The 17,138-nt window shown below is 72.9% G+C and carries 16 protein-coding genes; 4 read left to right on the top strand and 12 right to left on the bottom strand.

Translation table 11 applies throughout. The features are described 5' to 3' along the window. Positions 1–33: 33 nt before the first annotated feature. The 8 genes from OHS17_RS07490 to OHS17_RS07525 all read right to left on the bottom strand — a co-directional run bounded on the left by OHS17_RS07490 (position 34) and on the right by OHS17_RS07525 (position 8,894). Positions 34–1,575 (bottom strand): glycoside hydrolase family 43 protein, encoded by a 1,542-nt coding sequence (locus tag OHS17_RS07490; RefSeq protein ID WP_330311530.1) that lies wholly within the window; start codon positions 1,573–1,575, stop codon positions 34–36. Beyond that, entirely contained in the window at positions 1,572–2,399 is an 828-nt protein-coding gene (locus OHS17_RS07495) for a PmoA family protein (protein WP_330311531.1), read from the bottom strand. The genes OHS17_RS07490 and OHS17_RS07495 overlap by 4 nt, the downstream gene beginning before the upstream one ends. After that, positions 2,396–3,574, bottom strand: a complete 1,179-nt coding sequence (locus OHS17_RS07500) for a Gfo/Idh/MocA family protein (RefSeq protein ID WP_330311532.1) — start codon at positions 3,572–3,574, stop codon at positions 2,396–2,398. Before OHS17_RS07500 ends, OHS17_RS07495 begins: the two co-directional genes overlap by 4 nt. Before the next feature lie 5 nt (positions 3,575–3,579). Then, positions 3,580–4,497, bottom strand: coding sequence for a carbohydrate ABC transporter permease (locus OHS17_RS07505; protein ID WP_330311533.1), 918 nt, complete (start codon positions 4,495–4,497; stop codon positions 3,580–3,582). Continuing rightward, positions 4,494–5,423 (bottom strand): carbohydrate ABC transporter permease, encoded by a 930-nt coding sequence (locus tag OHS17_RS07510; protein WP_330311534.1) that lies wholly within the window; start codon positions 5,421–5,423, stop codon positions 4,494–4,496. Before OHS17_RS07510 ends, OHS17_RS07505 begins: the two co-directional genes overlap by 4 nt. Before the next feature lie 158 nt (positions 5,424–5,581). Further along, positions 5,582–7,309 carry an L-arabinonate dehydratase gene (gene araD, locus OHS17_RS07515; protein ID WP_330311535.1) on the bottom strand — a complete coding sequence of 576 codons (1,728 nt, stop codon included), beginning with the start codon at positions 7,307–7,309 and terminating at the stop codon, positions 5,582–5,584. Then, positions 7,306–8,208: a dihydrodipicolinate synthase family protein gene (locus OHS17_RS07520; protein ID WP_164629758.1), complete on the bottom strand. Its 903-nt coding sequence runs from the start codon at positions 8,206–8,208 to the stop codon at positions 7,306–7,308. The genes araD and OHS17_RS07520 overlap by 4 nt, the downstream gene beginning before the upstream one ends. Positions 8,209–8,237: 29 nt before the next feature. Continuing rightward, the gene (locus tag OHS17_RS07525; RefSeq protein WP_136319019.1) at positions 8,238–8,894 is read right to left on the bottom strand and encodes a GntR family transcriptional regulator; all 657 of its coding nucleotides are present in this window, start codon (positions 8,892–8,894) and stop codon (positions 8,238–8,240) included. 265 nt (positions 8,895–9,159) lie between these two features. Here OHS17_RS07525 and OHS17_RS07530 point away from each other — a divergent pair, with 265 nt between their 5' ends. After that, the gene (locus OHS17_RS07530) at positions 9,160–10,374 is read left to right on the top strand and encodes an MFS transporter (RefSeq protein ID WP_330315180.1); all 1,215 of its coding nucleotides are present in this window, start codon (positions 9,160–9,162) and stop codon (positions 10,372–10,374) included. Here OHS17_RS07530 and OHS17_RS07535 read toward each other — a convergent pair. Further along, positions 10,360–11,541 (bottom strand): hypothetical protein, encoded by a 1,182-nt coding sequence (locus OHS17_RS07535; protein ID WP_330311536.1) that lies wholly within the window; start codon positions 11,539–11,541, stop codon positions 10,360–10,362. The genes OHS17_RS07530 and OHS17_RS07535 overlap by 15 nt on opposite strands. After that, positions 11,538–12,482: a 5-dehydro-4-deoxyglucarate dehydratase gene (locus OHS17_RS07540; RefSeq protein WP_330311537.1), complete on the bottom strand. Its 945-nt coding sequence runs from the start codon at positions 12,480–12,482 to the stop codon at positions 11,538–11,540. Before OHS17_RS07540 ends, OHS17_RS07535 begins: the two co-directional genes overlap by 4 nt. A gap of 197 nt (positions 12,483–12,679) precedes the next feature. Between OHS17_RS07540 and OHS17_RS07545 the strand changes: the two genes are divergently transcribed. The 3 genes from OHS17_RS07545 to OHS17_RS07555 all read left to right on the top strand — a co-directional run bounded on the left by OHS17_RS07545 (position 12,680) and on the right by OHS17_RS07555 (position 15,060). Then, the gene (locus OHS17_RS07545) at positions 12,680–13,495 is read left to right on the top strand and encodes an NAD-dependent epimerase/dehydratase family protein (RefSeq protein WP_330311538.1); all 816 of its coding nucleotides are present in this window, start codon (positions 12,680–12,682) and stop codon (positions 13,493–13,495) included. Positions 13,496–13,546: 51 nt separating this feature from the next. Beyond that, on the top strand, positions 13,547–13,765 hold the full coding sequence (locus OHS17_RS07550) for a hypothetical protein (RefSeq protein ID WP_330311539.1): 219 nt from the start codon (positions 13,547–13,549) through the stop codon (positions 13,763–13,765). A 101-nt stretch (positions 13,766–13,866) separates the two neighbouring features. Then, positions 13,867–15,060: a TerD family protein gene (locus tag OHS17_RS07555; RefSeq protein WP_330311540.1), complete on the top strand. Its 1,194-nt coding sequence runs from the start codon at positions 13,867–13,869 to the stop codon at positions 15,058–15,060. 71 nt (positions 15,061–15,131) lie between these two features. Here the strand turns inward: OHS17_RS07555 and OHS17_RS07560 are convergent, their stop codons facing one another. Both OHS17_RS07560 and OHS17_RS07565 read right to left on the bottom strand, forming a co-directional pair. Beyond that, on the bottom strand, positions 15,132–15,362 hold the full coding sequence (locus OHS17_RS07560) for a CarD family transcriptional regulator (RefSeq protein WP_018104640.1): 231 nt from the start codon (positions 15,360–15,362) through the stop codon (positions 15,132–15,134). Positions 15,363–15,574: 212 nt separating this feature from the next. Further along, positions 15,575–17,053: an alkaline phosphatase PhoX gene (locus OHS17_RS07565; protein ID WP_330315181.1), complete on the bottom strand. Its 1,479-nt coding sequence runs from the start codon at positions 17,051–17,053 to the stop codon at positions 15,575–15,577. Positions 17,054–17,138: the final 85 nt, after the last annotated feature.

Below are 17,138 nucleotides of genomic sequence, written 5' to 3' on the forward strand. Positions count from 1 at the left end.
GCATGGGGGGTGGTGCGCCGGACGGTGGTCCGGTTACGCGGTTACGTGGAAGCCGGTGAAGCGGGCGGTCCCGGTCGGGCCCGTCCCGGGCGGCGCGGTGGCGAACAGCCCGAGCAGCGCGCCGACCCAGCGCCACGGGGTGGCGGCGAAGACCTGTCCGGAGGGCCGGAACCCGGCCCCGTCCCCGGTGTCGGCCAGGAAGCGGCACCGGGCCCCCGCCGCCACCTCGATCCGCAGCCGCGCCGTGCCCGAGGGCGCCGGCCCGGCGTGCCCGGCGTCGCGCTCGGCGGTGGCGGTCGCCTCGGCGAACCGGTGCACCAGCAGCACCCCGCCGTCCGCCTGCCGTTCGAGCCCGATCCAGCTGAACGCGTCGCCGAGCACGGCGAACCCCGCCTTCGCCCCGGGCACCTCGCTGTCGAGGGCGAGTCCGACCTCGGCGGTGAACGTCTCGGCGGGCAGCCGCTGGACCAGTACGTGGGGCAGGAGCCGCAGGTCGTGCGCGTCCTGGGCGGGTACGCAGCTCAGCCGCAGCCCGTCCCCGGCGTGCTCGACGGTCCAGCCGGGGCGCGGGTTCGCCGTCCACTGCCACTGCCTGCCGTGGCGGCCGCCCGGGAAGCCGTCGTCGCAGGCCGGGGCCTCGACGGGCTGGGCGGGCAGGGCGGGCTTGCGGTGCGTGGCGACGGGTTCGCCGGCGTCGCCGATGACCGGCCAGCCGTCACCGTCCCAGCGCATCGGCTGGAGGTGCGTCACGCGGCCGTACGCCCCGCGCTCCTGGAAGTGCAGGAACCAGTCCTCACCGGCCGGGGTGTCCACCCAGGCGCCCTGGTGCGGGCCGTTGACGCCGGTCCGGCCCTGGGCGAGGACGACGCGCTCCTCGTAGGGACCGAAGAAGTCGCGCGAGCGGAACGCCCCCTGCCAGCCCGTCGCGACCCCGCCCGCCGGGGCCAGGATCCAGAACTCACCGTTGCGGCGGTGCAGTTTGGGGCCCTCCAGGGTGAACCAGCCGGGCAGCGTGTCGGCATCGATCAGGGTCTTGCCCTCGTCCAGGAGTTCCCGCCCGTCGGGGCTCATCCGGTGTCCGGTGAGCCGGTTCTTGATCCCGGAGCGGGACTTGGCCCAGGCGTGCACGAGGTACGCCTCGCCGGTCTCCTCGTCCCACAGCGGGCACGGGTCGATCAGCCCGCGCCCGGCCTTGACCAGGTGGGGCGCGGTCCACGGGCCCCGGACGTCCTCGGCGCTGATCTGCTGGATGCCGTGGTCGGGGTCGCCCCAGAAGATCCAGAACCGTCCGGCGTGGTGCCGCAGCGAGGGCGCCCACACCCCGCAGTCGTGGCGGGGCACCGCGCATTCGGCGGCTGGCTCCAGGCGGTCCAGGGCGTGCCCGGTCAGCGTCCAGTTGACGAGGTCGCGGGAGTGGAGCAGCGGCAGCCCGGGGGCGCGGCCGAAGCTGGAGGCGGTGAGGTAGAAGTCGTCGCCGACGCGGATCACGTCCGGGTCGGACCAGTCGGCGTTGAGGACCGGGTTGCGGTAGGTGCCGTCGCCGAGGTCGGCGGTCCAGGGGGGCCGGGGGCTCACGCGGTCACCGCCCGGCGGACGAGGGCGGCGGCGCCCGCGCGGTCGAGGCGGCCGTCCGCGACGACGGTGACCACGCGGCGTACGACCGTGGCCCCTGCGGGGACGGGCAGCCGTTCGGCGGCGGCGAGGGAGGAGCCGACGCCCGGGTATTCGGCGGTGCGCACGAACCACGGGTCGCGGCGGGTCTCCTCGGTCGCCCCGGCGAAGACCAGCGACCAGCGCTCGCCGCAGAGCGCGACCCAGTCGGCGGGCCGCCCGTGCACCGCCTCCTCGCCGTCCGCCGTCGGGCCGAACACGGCGGGCGGGGACGTCTCCTTGGGGGCGCGCCAGAAGAAGCCGCCGTATCCGGCGCCGGGGCGGCCGTTGGTGGCGGGGCTGCCGATCGACAGGTCGTCGGGGCCGGGGTTGGTGAGCGAGAACGAGAGGTCGAGCGTCCAGGCGGTGTCCGAGAGCGCGGCGGCGGCCACCGTGCGGTGCTCGCGCAGCAGTTCGCGGCCCGCGGCCTCCCAGCCGAGCTCCTCCACGAAGCCGTCCGGGTCGCACAGCTTCCAGCCCAGGTGGCGCTGGGTGCCGTGGTTGTCGAGCACGGTGGGCCCCTGGCCCCGGACGAAGGTGCGCCCGCCCCAGAAGTTGTGCCCGGAGACGTCCGGGACGGCGACGGAGGCACCCAGGTGGTGGATGTGGTCGGCGGGGCGCTCCTCGGTGACGGGGATGCCCGCGAGGGTGGTGACCGGGTGGAGGTAGGGGCGGCCCGCGTCGGCGGGAAGGTAGGTGTAGCGGCCGACGGGGCGGCCCGCGCAGCTGAGCAGGGCGGTGTTCGTCATGAGGAGGTCACCTCGCTGCGGGCCCAGGGGGCGCCGAGTTCGGAGAAGAGGGCGAGGGTTTCGGCGCCGGACGCGACCAGGGCGTCGATGCCGCGCACCACCCGGCGGGTGGCCCCGGTGCCGGGCACGGGGGCGGTGTGCCAGGCGTCGGACGGCAGGGGGCGTGGTTCGGGCGCGGTCCGTACCGCCTCCACGACCTCCATGAAGGCGCCGGTGCGCTCCGGCGGTACGAGGAGCGGGGCGCCCTCGGTCAGGTGGGCGACCAAGTTCTCCAGGAGGTCGGTGCGCCCGTGCACGGTCTCCACGGGGCCGTGGCCCGCGCGCTGGACGAGGACGCGGTCCTGCTTGTACCAGAAGGTGATGCGGCCGCGGTCGCCGTGGACGACGACGTACGGCTCCCCCGCCTGCTCCGCGCAGAGGGTGACGGCGGCGGTGACGGGCGGCCCGGACGCGGTGGTGACGCGGACGCAGGAGGTGTCGTCGGCCTCGATGTCGTGGGCCCGGAAGAGCTCGGTGTCGATGGCGGTGACGTCCTCGGCAGTGGTCCCGGCGAGTTCGAGGGCCGTGGCGACGGCGTGGGCGAGGGGGTTGGTAAGGACGCCGTCGACCACCTCGGTGTCCCCGATGCGGCGCCGCCCGGCCCAGGGCGCCCGCCGGTAGTAGGCGTCGTCGCGGACCCAGGCGCCCGCCGCCGCGTACCCCCGGACGGTGCCGATGGCTCCGGTGGCGACGAGTTCCCGGATGGCGGGGACGGCGTGCGAGCCGAAGGACTGGAAGCCCACCTGGCAGGCGGTGCCCGCGTCGCGCACCCCGTCGCGGATGCGGTCGAAGTCGGCGCGGGTGGCGGCGGGCGGCTTCTCCAGGAGGAGGTGCACGCCGCGCCCGGCGGCGGTCAGGGCGAGCGCGGTGTGGGTCTGGATGGGGGTGCAGACGACCGCGGCCCGGGCCCCGGTGGAGTCCAGGAGGGCGCCGAAGTCGGCAGACTGCTCGGGGGGTTCGTCCGCGAAGGCGGCCAGCTCGGTGCCGTCGAGCGGGGTGAGCTCGCAGACGCCGGCGAGGCGGACGAGGCCCTGGTGCTGGAGGCGGCGGATGTTGGCGAGGTGCCAGCGGCCGTGGCCCCGGGCGCCCGCGAGGACGATCGGGACGGGCGTGGCGGCGGGGGGCAGCGAGGTCATGTCCGTCACCCCTTCACGGCGCCGGCGCTGAAGCCGGTGATCAGCCACTTCTGGATGAAGGCGAAGACGATCACCACGGGCACCGCGGCGATCACCCCGCCCGCGGCGAGCGCGCCCAGGTCGACGCTGTCCGCGCCGATGAGGGTGTTCAGGCCGACCGGGATCGTCTGCTTGTCCTGCTCGCTGAGGAACATCAGCGCGAACAGGAAGTGGTTCCAGCTGTGCACGAAGGCGAACGAGCCGACGGCGATGAGCCCGGGGCGCAGCAGCGGCAGCACGACCGCGCAGAAGGCCCGGAAGCGCGAGCAGCCGTCCACCCAGGCGGCCTCCTCCAGCGAAGGGGGCACGTTCTTGATGAATCCGCTGATCAGGATGATGGAGAGCGGCAGCTGGAAGACCGTCTCGGCGATGACCACGCTCCCCAGGGAGTTGATCATCTGGAGGTTCTTGAAGATCTCGAAGAGCGGGACGAGCATCAGCGCGCCGGGGATGAACTGCGAGCAGAGCAGCGCCAGCATGAAGCCGTTCTTGATCCTGAAGTCGAACCGGGCGAGGGCGTAGCCGCCGGCCAGGGCGACGAGGGTCGTGGCGACCAGGGTGCAGACGCCGACGATCATGCTGTTCTGGAAGAAGACGGCGAAGCTGCGCTCGTTCCAGACCTTGGAGAAGTGCTCCCCGGTCATCGGCCACGGCACCAGCGAGGTGGAGCCCGCGGGCCGTACGGCGAAGAGGAACATCCAGTAGAACGGGACGAGCGTGAAGACCAGGTAGAGGCCCAGCGGTACGTAGATCTGCCAGCGCGGTACGTCGTCGAAGGCGCGTTCGCGTCCTGACCCGCGGCGGGGCGCGGCGGGCGGCGGGCCCTCGGGGGCGGCCGGCCGTGCGGCACGGGTGCCGTTCTTCTCGGCGAGTGCGGCAGTCACTTGTGGTCGCCTCCGAACTTGCTCAGGCGCAGATAGACGATCGAGCAGAAGAGGAGGATCACGAAGGCGACGGTGGTGAGCGCGGAGGCGTAGCCGAAGTCGTGGCCCTCGATGCCGGTGTTGGCGACGTAGAGCGGCAGCGTGGTGGTCTCGCCGGCCGGTCCGCCGCCGGTGAGGGTGTAGAGCAGGTCGACGTTGTTGAACTCCCAGACCCCGCGCAGCAGCGTGGACAGGATGATCGCGTCGCGCAGGTGGGGCAGGGTGATGTGGAAGAACTGCCGCAGCCGTCCGGCGCCGTCCACGGCGGCCGCCTCGTACAGCTCCTTGGAGACGGACTGGAGGTCGGCGAGGATGAGGATGGCGAAGAAGGGTACGCCGCGCCAGAGTTCGGCGACGGTCGCGGCCCAGAAGACGGTGCCGGTGTCGGAGAGCACCGAGGTGCCGTAGTCGCCGATCCCGGCGTCCGCGAGGTAGCGGCTGAAGCCGGTCGAGGAGTTGTAGAGCAGGATCCAGATGGTGCTGGTCAGCACCCCGGAGACGGCCCACGGCGAGAAGACCATGGCGCGGGAGATGCCCCGGCCGATGAAGGTCTGGTTGACGATCAGGGCCAGCGCGAGCCCCAGCGTGAGCTGGAGCGCGACCTGCACGAAGACCCACTGGGCGCTGAAGCCGAGGGTCGTCCAGAACTGGTCGTCCTCGGTGAAGATGCGGGTGAAGTTGTCGAGGCCGGCGAAGCCGTTCCGCCAGGGTTTGGTGACGTTGTAGTTCTGCAGGCTGTAGTAGAAGACGCTGATCACCGGGTAGGCGATGAAGCCGAGCATCAGCAGCCCCGCGGGGGCGATCAGCAGATACGGCAGCCGGCGGGGGCTCGCGGAGCGGCGCCGGGGCACCTTGGGCGGTGTGGCCGCGGCGGAGGCTTGGGCCATGACACGTCTCCGTTCTCTCTGTACGGGGGTGCGGGTCGTGCGGTGTTCCTGCGTGCGGTGGTACGCGGCGGAGCCGGTGGTGCGTGTAGTACGCAAGCGCTTCCCGCATGGTGTTCGGTATGCCGAACAAGGGGGCGCCGGAATTCCTGAGGTGCCTTTCAGCCGGCGTACGGGTCGGGCACTTCTCCCGGCCGGGCCAGGAAGGCGAAGTCGCAGCCGGTGTCGGCCTGGGTGATCTGGTCCTGGTAGAGCGCCTGGTAGCCGCGCTCGTAGCGGACGGGCGGCGGGGTCCACTCGGCGCGGCGGCGCGCCAGTTCCTCGTCGGACACGTCGAGGTTCAGCAGCCGCGCCTCGACGTCCAGGGTGACGAGGTCACCGGTGCGGACGAGGGCGAGCGGCCCGCCGACGTACGACTCGGGCGCGATGTGCAGCACGCAAGCGCCGTAACTGGTGCCGCTCATCCGGGCGTCGGAGAGCCGGACCATGTCCCGTACCCCCTGCTTGAGCAGGTAGTCGGGGATGGGCAGCATGCCGTACTCGGGCATCCCCGGACCGCCCTTGGGCCCGGCGTTGCGCAGCACGAGCACATGGTCGGGGCTGAGCGCGAGCGCCGGGTCGTTGATGGTGCGCTGCATCTCCTGGTAGTCGTCGAAGACGACCGCGGGCCCGGTGTGGCGCAGCAGGTGCGGTTCGGCGGCGATGTGCTTGATGACGGCGCCGTCCGGGCAGAGGTTGCCGCGCAGCACCGCCACGCCGCCCTCGTCCGCGAGCGGGTTGGAGCGCTTCCGTATGACGTCGTCGTTGTGCACGAGCGCCCCGTCGAGCTGGGCGCGCAGGGTGTCGTGCGCGACCGTGGGCCGGTCCAGATGCAGTACGTCGGTGAGCCGGGCCAGGAAGCCGGGGAGCCCGCCGGCGAAGTGGAAGTCCTCCATCAGGTATTTGCCGCCGGGGCGCAGGTTGGCGAGGACCGGGACGGTGCGGGCGATGCGGTCGAAGTCGTCCAGGGTGAGCTTGATCCCGGAGCGTCCGGCCATCGCGATGAGGTGGATGACGGCGTTGGTGGACCCGCCGAGCGCGAGGACGGTCGCCACGGCGTCCTCGTACGCCTCGGCCGTGAGGATCTGCGACAGCTTCCGCTGCTGCCACACCAGTTCGACGATCCGGAGGCCGGAGGCGGCGGCCATCCGGTCGTGGCCGGAGTCGACGGCGGGGATCGAGGAGGCACCGGGGACGGTGACGCCGAGCGCCTCGGCGGCGGCGGTGAGGGTGGAGGCGGTGCCCATGGTCATGCAGTGGCCGGGCGAGCGGGCGAGGCCGTTCTCCAGCTCGCCCATCTCGCAGTCGCCGATGAGCCCGGCGCGCTTGTCGTCCCAGTACTTCCACATGTCGGTGCCGGAGCCCAGGACCTCGTTGCGCCAGTGCCCCGGCAGCATCGGCCCGGCCGGCACGAAGACGGCCGGCAGGTCCACGGACGCGGCGCCCATCAGCAGGGCCGGGGTGGACTTGTCGCAGCCGCCGAGCAGCACCGCCCCGTCGACCGGGTAGGAGCGCAGCAGCTCCTCGGTCTCCATCGCCAGCATGTTCCGGTAGAGCATCGGGGTCGGCTTCTGGAAGGTCTCCGAGAGCGTGGAGACCGGGAACTCCAGCGGGAAGCCGCCCGCCTGCCAGACCCCGCGCTTCACGGCCTGCGCCCGGTCGCGCAGGTGTACGTGGCAGGGGTTGATGTCCGACCAGGTGTTGAGGATGGCCACGACCGGCTTGCCGAGGTGCTCCTCGGGGAGGTAGCCGAGCTGGCGGGTGCGGGCGCGGTGGCTGAAGGAGCGGAGCCCGTCGGTGCCGTACCACTGGTGGCTGCGCAGTTCCTCGGGGGCGATGCGGGCGGTCATATGGACCACCCGGCGATCTGGTCGGCGACCTCGGCGCGCTGGGCCTCGGGCAGCACCCGGCTGGGCGGGCGCACCGCGCGGTCGCACAGCCCGAGCGCGGCCAGGGCCTCCTTGACGACGGTGACGTTGTTGGCGGACTGCCGGTCGGCGCGCAGCTCCTCGAAGCGGCGGATCTGCTCCCAGACCTTCATGGCGGCCGGATGGTCGCCGGCCCGCAGCGCCTCCAGCATGGCCAGCGAGACGCCGGGCGCCACGTTGACGAGCCCGGAGGTGAAGCCGGTGGCGCCCGCCGAGAAGTAGGCCGGGGCGTACAGCTCGGCGAGCCCGGCGACCCAGACGAAGCGGTCAAGACCGGCGTCGCGGGCGAAGGCGGCGAAGCGGGCCGCGTCCGGCACCGCGTACTTGACGCCGATGACGTTGGGGCAGCTGTCGGCGAGGACGGCCAGGCAGGCGCCGTCCAGGTGCGGGTTGCGGATGTACGGGACGACCCCGAGCCCGGGCACGGCCTCCGCGATGGCCCGGTGGTAGTCGATCCAGCCGTCCTGCGAGACGTACGGGTGGACGGGCTGGTGGACCATCACCATCTCGGCCCCGGCGTCCCGGGCGTGCTCGGCGGCGGCGACGGCGGTCGGCACGTCGTGTCCGACGCCGACCAGGACCGTGGCGCGGCCGCCGGCCTCCTCGACGGTCAGCTCGGTGACGGTGCGCCGCTCCTCGGGGGTGAGCGCGTAGAACTCCCCGGTGTTGCCGTTCGGGGTGACGATGCGCACGCCGCCGTCGAGCAGTCTCCGCAGCAGGGCGCGGTGCGCCGTCGTGTCGATGGATCCGTCCCCGGCGAACGGGGTCACCGGGATCGCCACGACATCTGCGAGGGCCGCCTTCAGCGGGGTGAGGTCCATGCGGACTGGCCTTTCTTCGGTGTGCGGGGTCACGCCGCGTCGCCCCCGTCCTCGTCGTCGGGGAAGGCGCGGCGGACGAACGACGCGATGTGGTCGTGCAGGGCCCCGGCCGCCGCGTCCGCGTCGTCGGCGAGCGCGAGCCGCAGGATCTCCCGGTGCTCGGCCGCCTCCCGCTCCCAGGACGGGATCGCCGACCAGGCGACCGTGGAGACCAGCGCCGCCTGGTCGCGGACCTCGTCCAGCATCCGGGCGAGCAGCGGGTTGCCGCAGGGCAGATAGAGCGCCCGGTGGAAGTCCCGGTTGGCGAGCGAGCGGTCGGCCTTGTCGCCCGCCGAGTCCGCCCGCTCCAGGGCCTCCTGCGCCGCGTCGAGCGACGCCTTGCGGGTGATCGAGCGGCGCAGCGCCTCCGGTTCGAGCAGCAGCCGTACGTCGTAGACCTCGCGGGCCATGGCCGCGTCGACCAGCCGGACGGTGGCGCCCTTGTACTGGCTCATGACGACGAGTCCGGTGCCGGCGAGGGTCTTCAGCGCCTCGCGGACGGGGGTCTTGGAGACCCCGAACTGCGCGGCGAGCTCGGTCTCCACGAGCGCCTGCCCCGGCCTCAGTTGTGCCGTGAGGATCGCGTGCTTGATCGCCTCCAGCACGTACTGGGTGCGGGACGGAATCGGGGTGGGCGCAAAGGTCATGGGTGAAGGGCTCTCACATCTCGCGTATCGCGTCTCATATATGACGTACGGAGTACGACGCGATGAAGCTAGGGCCGCCGCAAATGTTTCGTCAACGCTTCTGACGAAAGAAGTTCACGGGACGGGGACATGTGCCGTACACGGATTCCGGTGCGCCGCGCCGGAGTTCCCGGGGGTAGGGCATCTGCCCGATGCCGCGCCGGGGCCTCAGCCGCCAGCCTGACCGCAGGAAGAACGCGCAGGTCGGAAGGGTGCGGTGGGTGTGATGGCGGTGGGTCGGGTGCTACGGAACCGGACGGCGGGGGTGTTCCTCGCGGCGGTCGTGGTCTCGGGATTCGGCAGTTCGGCGATGCGACTGGCGGCCGGGATCTGGGTCAAGTCGCTGACGGGATCGGACTCCCTGGCGGCGCTCGCCCTGTTCGCGGTCTGGCTGCCGGTCCTGTTCGGCCCGCCGCTCGGGGCGGTGGCGGACCGGCTGCCGCGCAAGCCGCTCCTGGTGGGCACGAACGTCGTCCTGGCGGCCCTGATGGCGGCGCTCGCGCTCCTGGGCGCGGAGGGGCGCGTCTGGCTGCTGTTCACGGTGCTGCTGCTGTACGGGTGCCTCTCGGTGCTGATGGACTCGGCGGAGTCGGCCGTGGTGGCGGGGGCGGTTCCGGCCGCGCTGCTCGGCGACTTCAACGGGCTGCGGATGATGGCGAACGAGGGCATGAAGCTGGTCGCCCCGCTGACCGGCGCCGGGCTCTACGCCCGCTTCGGGGGCGGCGCGGTGGCGCTCCTGGACGCGGTCTCCTTCGCCCTGGCGGCCGGTCTCTACGCGCTGCTGCGGGTACGCCGGACGGCCCGGCCCGCCCGTATGGGGCCGGGTGGCTGGACGGCCGGGCTGCGGCAGCTGTGGGGGTCGCCGGTGCTGCGCCCCCTGGTCCTCGCCGCCTCCGCCACGATGCTGTGCGCCGGGCTCAACGGGGCGACGCTGTACGCCGTCGTGGACGGCACCCTCGGCCACTCCCCCGCGTACGCCGGGGTGCTGTCGGTCGCCCAGGGGCTCGGATCCGTCACGGTCGGGCTGTTCGCGGGCGCGCTGATGCGCCGGCTGCCGGGGCGGGTGTTCGGGGCGGCCGGGATCGCGGTGTTCGGGGTCGCGGTGGCGCTGCGGGCCGTGCCGTCCGACGCGATGGCGCTCACCGCGTGCGCGCTCATCGGGGTGGGCCTGCCGTGCGTGCTGATCGCCGCGCTGACGGCGGTGCAGCGGGAGACCCCGGACGCGGTCCTGGGCCGCACGGCCGCGACCGCCGACACCCTGATCATGTCGCCGAACGCGGTGGCGCTGGGCATCGGCGCGGGGCTGGTGGCGCGGGTGGACGTCACGGTGCTGCTGCCGCTGGTGGGCGCGGGGGCGGTCCTGACGGCGGGGCTGCTGCTGGCCGCGGGCCGCCGGGAACGGGTGGTTCCGGGCGGCCCGCCGGTCTCAGCCGAGGCGTGACAGCGCCCCCGCCACCACTGCCAGGTCCGGGTCCGATGCCAGGCCCGCGTGGTAGAGGCGGAGTTGGTTCGCGCCGAGCGAGGCGGCGTGCGCGGCATCCCGTTCCAGCGTGTCCGGGCTGCCGCCCATGCCGCGCACCACGGTGAGGTTGGCGGCGACGACCGCGTCGCTCCCCCGGCCCGCGAACGGCCCGAGCACCGCCTCCCGCACCGCGTCCGCCCCGGTGCACGGCAGGACCACGCCGTCCGCCACGGACAGGATGTGCCCGGCGTCGACGCCCACGTTGGCCCCGCAGCGGTACGGGGCGGGGTCGGCGTGCAGCAGCACCTGGAACCCGGGCGCCGCGACCGCCCGCACCGCGCCGGTCACCGCTTCCTGGAGGCTCCGGGCCACCTCGGTGCGCCACCGCAGCGTCGCCTCCGCGAGGTCGGCGCCGAGCAGCTTCCCGACCGCGTCCCAGCCCGCGTCCGGTGAGCCGGACCCGGACCAGACGGGTGCCAGCGCGCGGCGCACGGCCGCGCCCAGCTCCTCGGGGTCGAGGCCCTGTCCGGCGTAACCGGCCCGGCAGACGGCGCAGAAGCAGAGCGACATCAGGTACTGCGCCGCGTCGCCGAGCCCTACGCCGGCCACCTTGTCGTGGGCGTGGAGATGGGCGAAGCCGTACCAGCCGCACGACTCCAGCTCGGTGCCCCGCGCCCCGTCGCGTACCGCCGCCTCCGCCGCCAGGTCCACCAGGTAGGCGCGGACCTCCGGGCGCGCGATGCAGGGCGCCCACGGGTAGCGGTCCCCGTAGGCGTTGACCACCGAGGTGTCCGGATGGTCCGTGCCCAGGCGTGAGCTGTGCGCGAGGACCACCCAGCTGTGCACGTCGAGACCGGCCCCGGCCAGCGCCTCGGCAGCCTCCGCGAAGGGGTCGTCCGACGCGGTCCACGCCTGCCGGTACGGGCGGAGATCCCGTCCCGCCCAGCGGTGCTCGTCCGGCGGGTACAGGGCCGCCGCGTACTCGGCCGTGACGATGCGGTGGCCCGGGTGGCGGGGGGTCAGCGCCCGGGTCGAGTGGTAGGCGGCGGCGAGGGTCACCTGCTGGACGCCGAGGTCCGCGATGCGGGCGGGGGCGTCCGGGTCGCCGACGACGTCCCAGGGGTAGAGGAAGGCGGACGTCCTCATCCGCGCTCCTCCAGCAGCGCGCGCCCGGCGGCGATGATCTCCGTCAGCTCCTTGATGTGGGCGGCGGACGGCTCGGTGAGCGGACTGCGTACCGGCCCGACGTCCAGACCGTGCATCCGGACGCCCGCCTTGACCAGCGAGACGGCGTAGCCGCGGCCCTGGGCCCGGAGCTCGACGAGCGGCCGGTAGAAGGAGTCGAGCAGCGCGTTGACCAGGGCGTCGTCGCCGGATTCCAGGGCGCGGTAGAAGGCGAGCGCGAGGTCCGGGGCGAAGGCGAAGACGGCCGAGGAGTACAGCGTGACGCCGATGCCCCGGTAGGCGAGGCCGGTGAGCTCGGCGGTGGGCAGCCCGTTGAAGTAGAGGAAGTCCTGCCCGGGCAGCCCGGTGCGCACCGCGCTCACGATGCGCTGCATGAGGTCCAGGTCGCCGTAGCCGTCCTTCAGGCCGATGATGCCCGGGGTCTGCGCCAGGGCCAGCACGGTCTCGGGGGTGAAGACGGCGTTGTCGCGCTGGTAGACGATGGTCTCCAGGCCGGTCGCCCCGGCCAGCGCGGTGTAGTGGGCCAGCAGTCCTTCCTGGTCCGCGTGGACCAGGTACGGGGGCATGGCGAGCAGCCCGTCCGCACCCGCCTCCTCGGCGAGCCGGGCGAACTGGACCGCCAGCGCGGTGCCGTACCCGGCGCCCGCGACGACCGGCACCTGTCCGGCGGTCTCCTCCACCGCGGCGGCGACGACGCTCCGGAACTCCTCCGGGGTCAGGGCGTGGAACTCCCCGGTGCCGCAGCACGCGAAGACGGCCGCCGCGCCCGCGTCGATGCCTTGGCGGACGTGCGCCCGGAAGACGTCCAGGTCGACGGAGCCGGTCGCGTCGTACGCGGTGACGGGGAAGAAGAGCGGCCCGGCAACGGCGGTGAGCCGGGCGGCAAGCGGGTCTGAGCTCACGGGCGCCTCCTGAGGCGTGCGCATCTCTGATTGGTGTCCATATTTATGAACGATGCCTAAGCTAGGCCCGGCGGGGCTCCGGGGTCAAGGCGACGACGCCCCGGTCCGGACCAACCCTCCACGGGTTCCCTTGACGCTCCCCGAGCCCCCGCATACCTTGTCCACGCATGTGAACCTGATCCAAGAGGAGACCCCGCATGCCCGCCGAAAAGCCCCGCACCGTCCTGCTCACCGGCGCCGCCGGCGGCCTCGGCACGCTGATGCGCGAGCTGCTGCCCGCCCACGGCTACACGCTGCGCCTGTTCGACATGGTGCCGATCGAGGGCGAGCCGGACGCGATCACCGCCGACCTCGGGGACCGGGAGGCGCTGCGCGCGGCCGTGACCGGGGTCGACGCGATCATCCACCTCGCGGGCATCTCCCTGGAAGCCTCCTTCGACAAGATCCTCAGGGCGAACATCGAGGGCACGTACAACCTGTACGAGGCCGCGCGCGAGGCCGGTGTCCCGCGCGTCGTGTTCGCCTCGTCCAACCACGCGGTGGGCTTCACCCCGCGCCCGCTCCCCGGCGACCCGCTGATCCCGATCGGGACCCCGCGCCGCCCCGACACCTTCTACGGCCTCTCCAAGTCGTTCGGCGAGGACCTCGCCCAGCTGTACTGGGACCTGCACGGCCTGGAGACGGTCTCCATCCGCATCGGCTCCTGCTTCCCGGAGCCGACGTCCGTACGGATGCTGTCGGTGTGGATGAGCCCGGCCGACGGCGCCCGGCTCTTCGACGCCGCGCTCACCGCCGAGGGCGTCGGGCACACCGTCGTCCACGGCTCCTCGGCCAACACCCGGCTGTGGTGGGACCTCACCTCGGCCCGCGCGCTGGGCTACGAGCCGCAGGACGACTCGGAGCCGTACGCGGCGAAGCTCATCGCGGAACAGGGCGAGCTGGACCCGGCCAACCCGGACCACGCCCACCTCGGCGGCCACTTCTGCACGAACCCGCCGGTCTGGCCGCACTGAGGCCGCGGAAATGCCGTCGCCCGGACCGCGTCGGCGCGGCATGATGCGGTCATGGCGAGACCCTCGGGATTCCGGTACGAGCAGCACGGCGACGCGAGCGTCACCGTCACCCACCACGGCCGCCCGGCGGGCACCCTGCGCGGCGGCCGGGCGGAGAAGTTCCTCGCGGAGGTGACGGCGGGCGACCCCCAGCTGGTGATGGCCCGCTGGACGGGGGCGTACAAGCACGGCAACGAGCGCACCGCGCGCAACCACCCGCGCAACCGCTGACGGAAGACGGCACCCCGGCGCGGAACGGAGGCTTCCGCCGTCCGGGCGAAGCTGCCGGAAGGTAAGGGAACGGCAAAGCCGGGTCGTTCGTTCATCCGGACATGACCGCTATGACACCCGGCTCGAACCTCCCGCTGAACGCCGTCCGCGTGGCGGTGGACGTGGCCGCGCCCGTGCGGCTCGACGTCTCGGGCCTGCTGCTCACCGCCGACGGCAAGGTGCGCTCCGACGACGACTTCATCTTCTACAACCAGCCCACGGGCCCCGGCGTCAGCTACCGCTCCGGCGGCGGCAGCGCGCCGGACGCCGTCGTGGTGGACACCGCCTCGGTGCCCGCAGGCATCGAGAAGATCGTCGTCACGGCGAGCCCGGACGAGGCCGGCCGGACCTTCCAGGGCGTCGAACCGACCGCCACCGTGCGCAACGCGGACGACGGCACGGTGCTCGCGTCCTTCACCCCGCCCCGGCTGGGCACCGAGACCGCGCTCGTGATCATGGAGGTCTACCGGCGGGGCGGCGCCTGGAAGGTCCGCGCGGTCGGCCAGGGCTACGCGAACGGCCTGGCGGGCATCGCCACGGACTTCGGTGTCACGGTCGAGGAGCCCGCCGCCCCGGCGGTCACCGCCCCCGCTCCCCCGCCGCCGGTCGCCGCCCCGGCACCGGTCGCCACCCCCGCACCCCCGGCCGCCCCCGCGGCCCCCGCGCCGGCCGTGCCCGGGCGGATCAACCTGGACAAGGGCCGGGTCAGCCTCCGGAAGAACGAGACGGTCTCGCTGGTCAAGGCGGGGCGCCCGCTGCTCTCCCAGGTCAAGATGGGCCTCGGCTGGGAGCCCGCCTACCGGGGCAAGGACATCGACCTGGACGCGTCGGTCATCGCGTACGGACCCCAGCGCAACCACCTGGACAGCTGCTACTTCGGCAAGCTGTCCATCCTGAACGGCGCGATCAAGCACTCCGGGGACAATCTCACCGGTGAGGGCGAGGGGGACGACGAGGTGATCGTCGTGGACCTGGGCCGGATCCCGGCGGAGGCGACGGGCCTGGTGTTCACGGTCAACTCGTTCACGGGCCAGAAGTTCACCGAGGTCGCCAAGGCGTACTGCCGCCTGGTGGACGCCGCCACCGACGAGGAGCTGGTCCGCTTCGACCTGACCGGGGCCGAGCCGCAGACCGGCGTGATGATGGCCAAGCTGATCAAGCAGTTCTCCGGCGAGTGGGAGATGACCGCCATCGGCGACTTCGTGAAGTCGCGGACCGTCCGGGGCATGGTCAAGCCGGCCGCCCAGGCGCTGTAGGAGCCCCACAGGGGCCCCGGGCATGACTCAGGGGCCGTCCGCGCGGCTGGCGGACGGCCCCTGTGACGGCCTCAGAGCTTGGTGAGCTTGGAGTACGGGCTCATGATGCGGCCCTGGCGGCCCGCGAAGTCGATGAGCACCGCATCGTTGTCGCCCTCGACGGCGAGGACGCGCCCGAGACCGAACTGGTCGTGCGAGACCCGGTCACCCACGTCGAACAACTCGACCGGTGGGGCCGCCTGGGCCGGGCGGTTGAAGGGACTGGACGGCAGGTGGCGGCGGGAGCCGGCTGACTGTTTCATTAAGTCGAGTATGCGCCCCCGGGGCCCCCTACGCCATGCCCCGCAGCTAAGAGCCTGTCCGGCGGACCACGGCCGGGGTCGCGACGCCTGGCACGGCACCTCGCCGCGTTACCGAAATGTCCTGATCGCTCCGCGATCAGGACATCCCGGCGCCTTGCGATGCAGCGCACCAGACGCCGCGCCCTATCCGGCCCTGGCCCACCGGACAGGCTCTAGCGGTTGGGCTGCCGCTTCCACGGACCGGTGATCGCGACCATGATCCCCGGGGTCTGGATGTTGGCGAAGAGCGTCCGCCCGTCCGGCGAGAACGTGACCCCGGTGAACTCGCTGTACTCCGGCTCCGCCTCGCTGCCGATGTTCAGCTCGTTGCGCGCGATCGGGTACGTACGGCCGCTGTCGGTGGCCCCGAAGAGGTGCTGGACACCCTCGCCGTCCTCGGCGATGACCAGGCCGCCGTACGGCGAGACGGTGATGTTGTCCGGGCCGTCGAACGCGCCGTCCTTCGACGGCTCCGGGTTGACGCCGAGAAGCACCTTCAGGGTCAGCGTGCGGCGCTTCGGGTCGTAGAACCAGACCTGGCCGTCGTGCTGGACGGGGCTCTCGTCACGGGCGAAGGAGGACACGATGTACGCGCCGCCGTCGGCCCACCACATGCCTTCCAGCTTGCGGGCGCGGGTGACCGTGCCGTCCGCGAACTGCTTGCGCACCGAGACGGACTTGGCGTCGCGGTCCGGCACGTCCACCCAGTCCACGCCGTACACGGTGCCGGTCTTCGTGGCCCGCGAGAGGTCGTCCACGAACTTGCCGGACTTGTCGAAGCACTTGAACGCCTGGAGCACGCCCGCGTCGTCGGCGAGGGTGCGCAGCTTGCCCCGGCCGTGCCGGAAGCCGTGCGGCGGCACCCAGCGGTAGAGCAGGCCGTTCGGGCCCGAGGCGTCCTCGGTGAGGTAGGCGTGGCCCTGCTTGGGGTCGATGACGACCGCCTCGTGCGCGTACCGGCCGAACGCCTTGATCGGGCGCGGCGAGCGGTTGGCGCGCCGGTCGTACGGGTCGACCTCGAAGACGTAGCCGTGGTCCTTCAGGAGGCCGTTCTTGCCGGCCTTGTCCTCGGTCTCCTCGCAGGTGAGCCAGGTGTTCCACGGGGTGGCACCGCCCGCGCAGTTGGTCGAGGTGCCGGCGATGCCGACCCACTCGGCGGTGCGGCCGTCGCGGCGGGTCTCCACGACGGTGCAGCCGCCGGCCGCGACCGGGTCGTAGACCAGGCCGTCGGTGAGGGGCACGGGGTGCTCCCAACCCTCCCGGGTGCCGGCCAGCTCGTGGTTGTTGACCAGGAGGGTCACCCCGCGCGGGCCCTCGAAGGCGGCCGTGCCGTCGTGGTTGGAGGGGGTGTACTCCCCGCTGTCCAGCTTGGTGACCCCGCAGTGCGTGATGATCCGGTACGAGAATCCGGCGGGCAGCGCGAGTATGCCCTTCGGGTCGGAGCGCAGCGGGCCGTACCCGGGGCCGTGGTCATGACCGTGGCCGTGACCGTCGTGCCCGTGACCGTGGTCGTCGTGGCCGTGGCCGTGCGTCGGGCCTCCGGCGGCGAGGGCGCCGGGCGCGGTGGCCAGCGCGGCGACGGTTCCGGTCAGGGCGATGCCGGCGCCGGTGAGGGCGGACTGTGCGGTGAATTCCCTGCGCGTGAAGGCCATCACGTACTCCTGGTGCTGCGGGGGCGTGCTGTTGACGGCCCTCACCGTTCCGCCCGTTCCCCAACACCAGTTGAACCGCTGACGA

Origin of the sequence: Streptomyces sp. NBC_00523, from assembly GCF_036346615.1 — a bacterium.
In the GTDB taxonomy this organism is placed as follows: domain Bacteria; phylum Actinomycetota; class Actinomycetes; order Streptomycetales; family Streptomycetaceae; genus Streptomyces.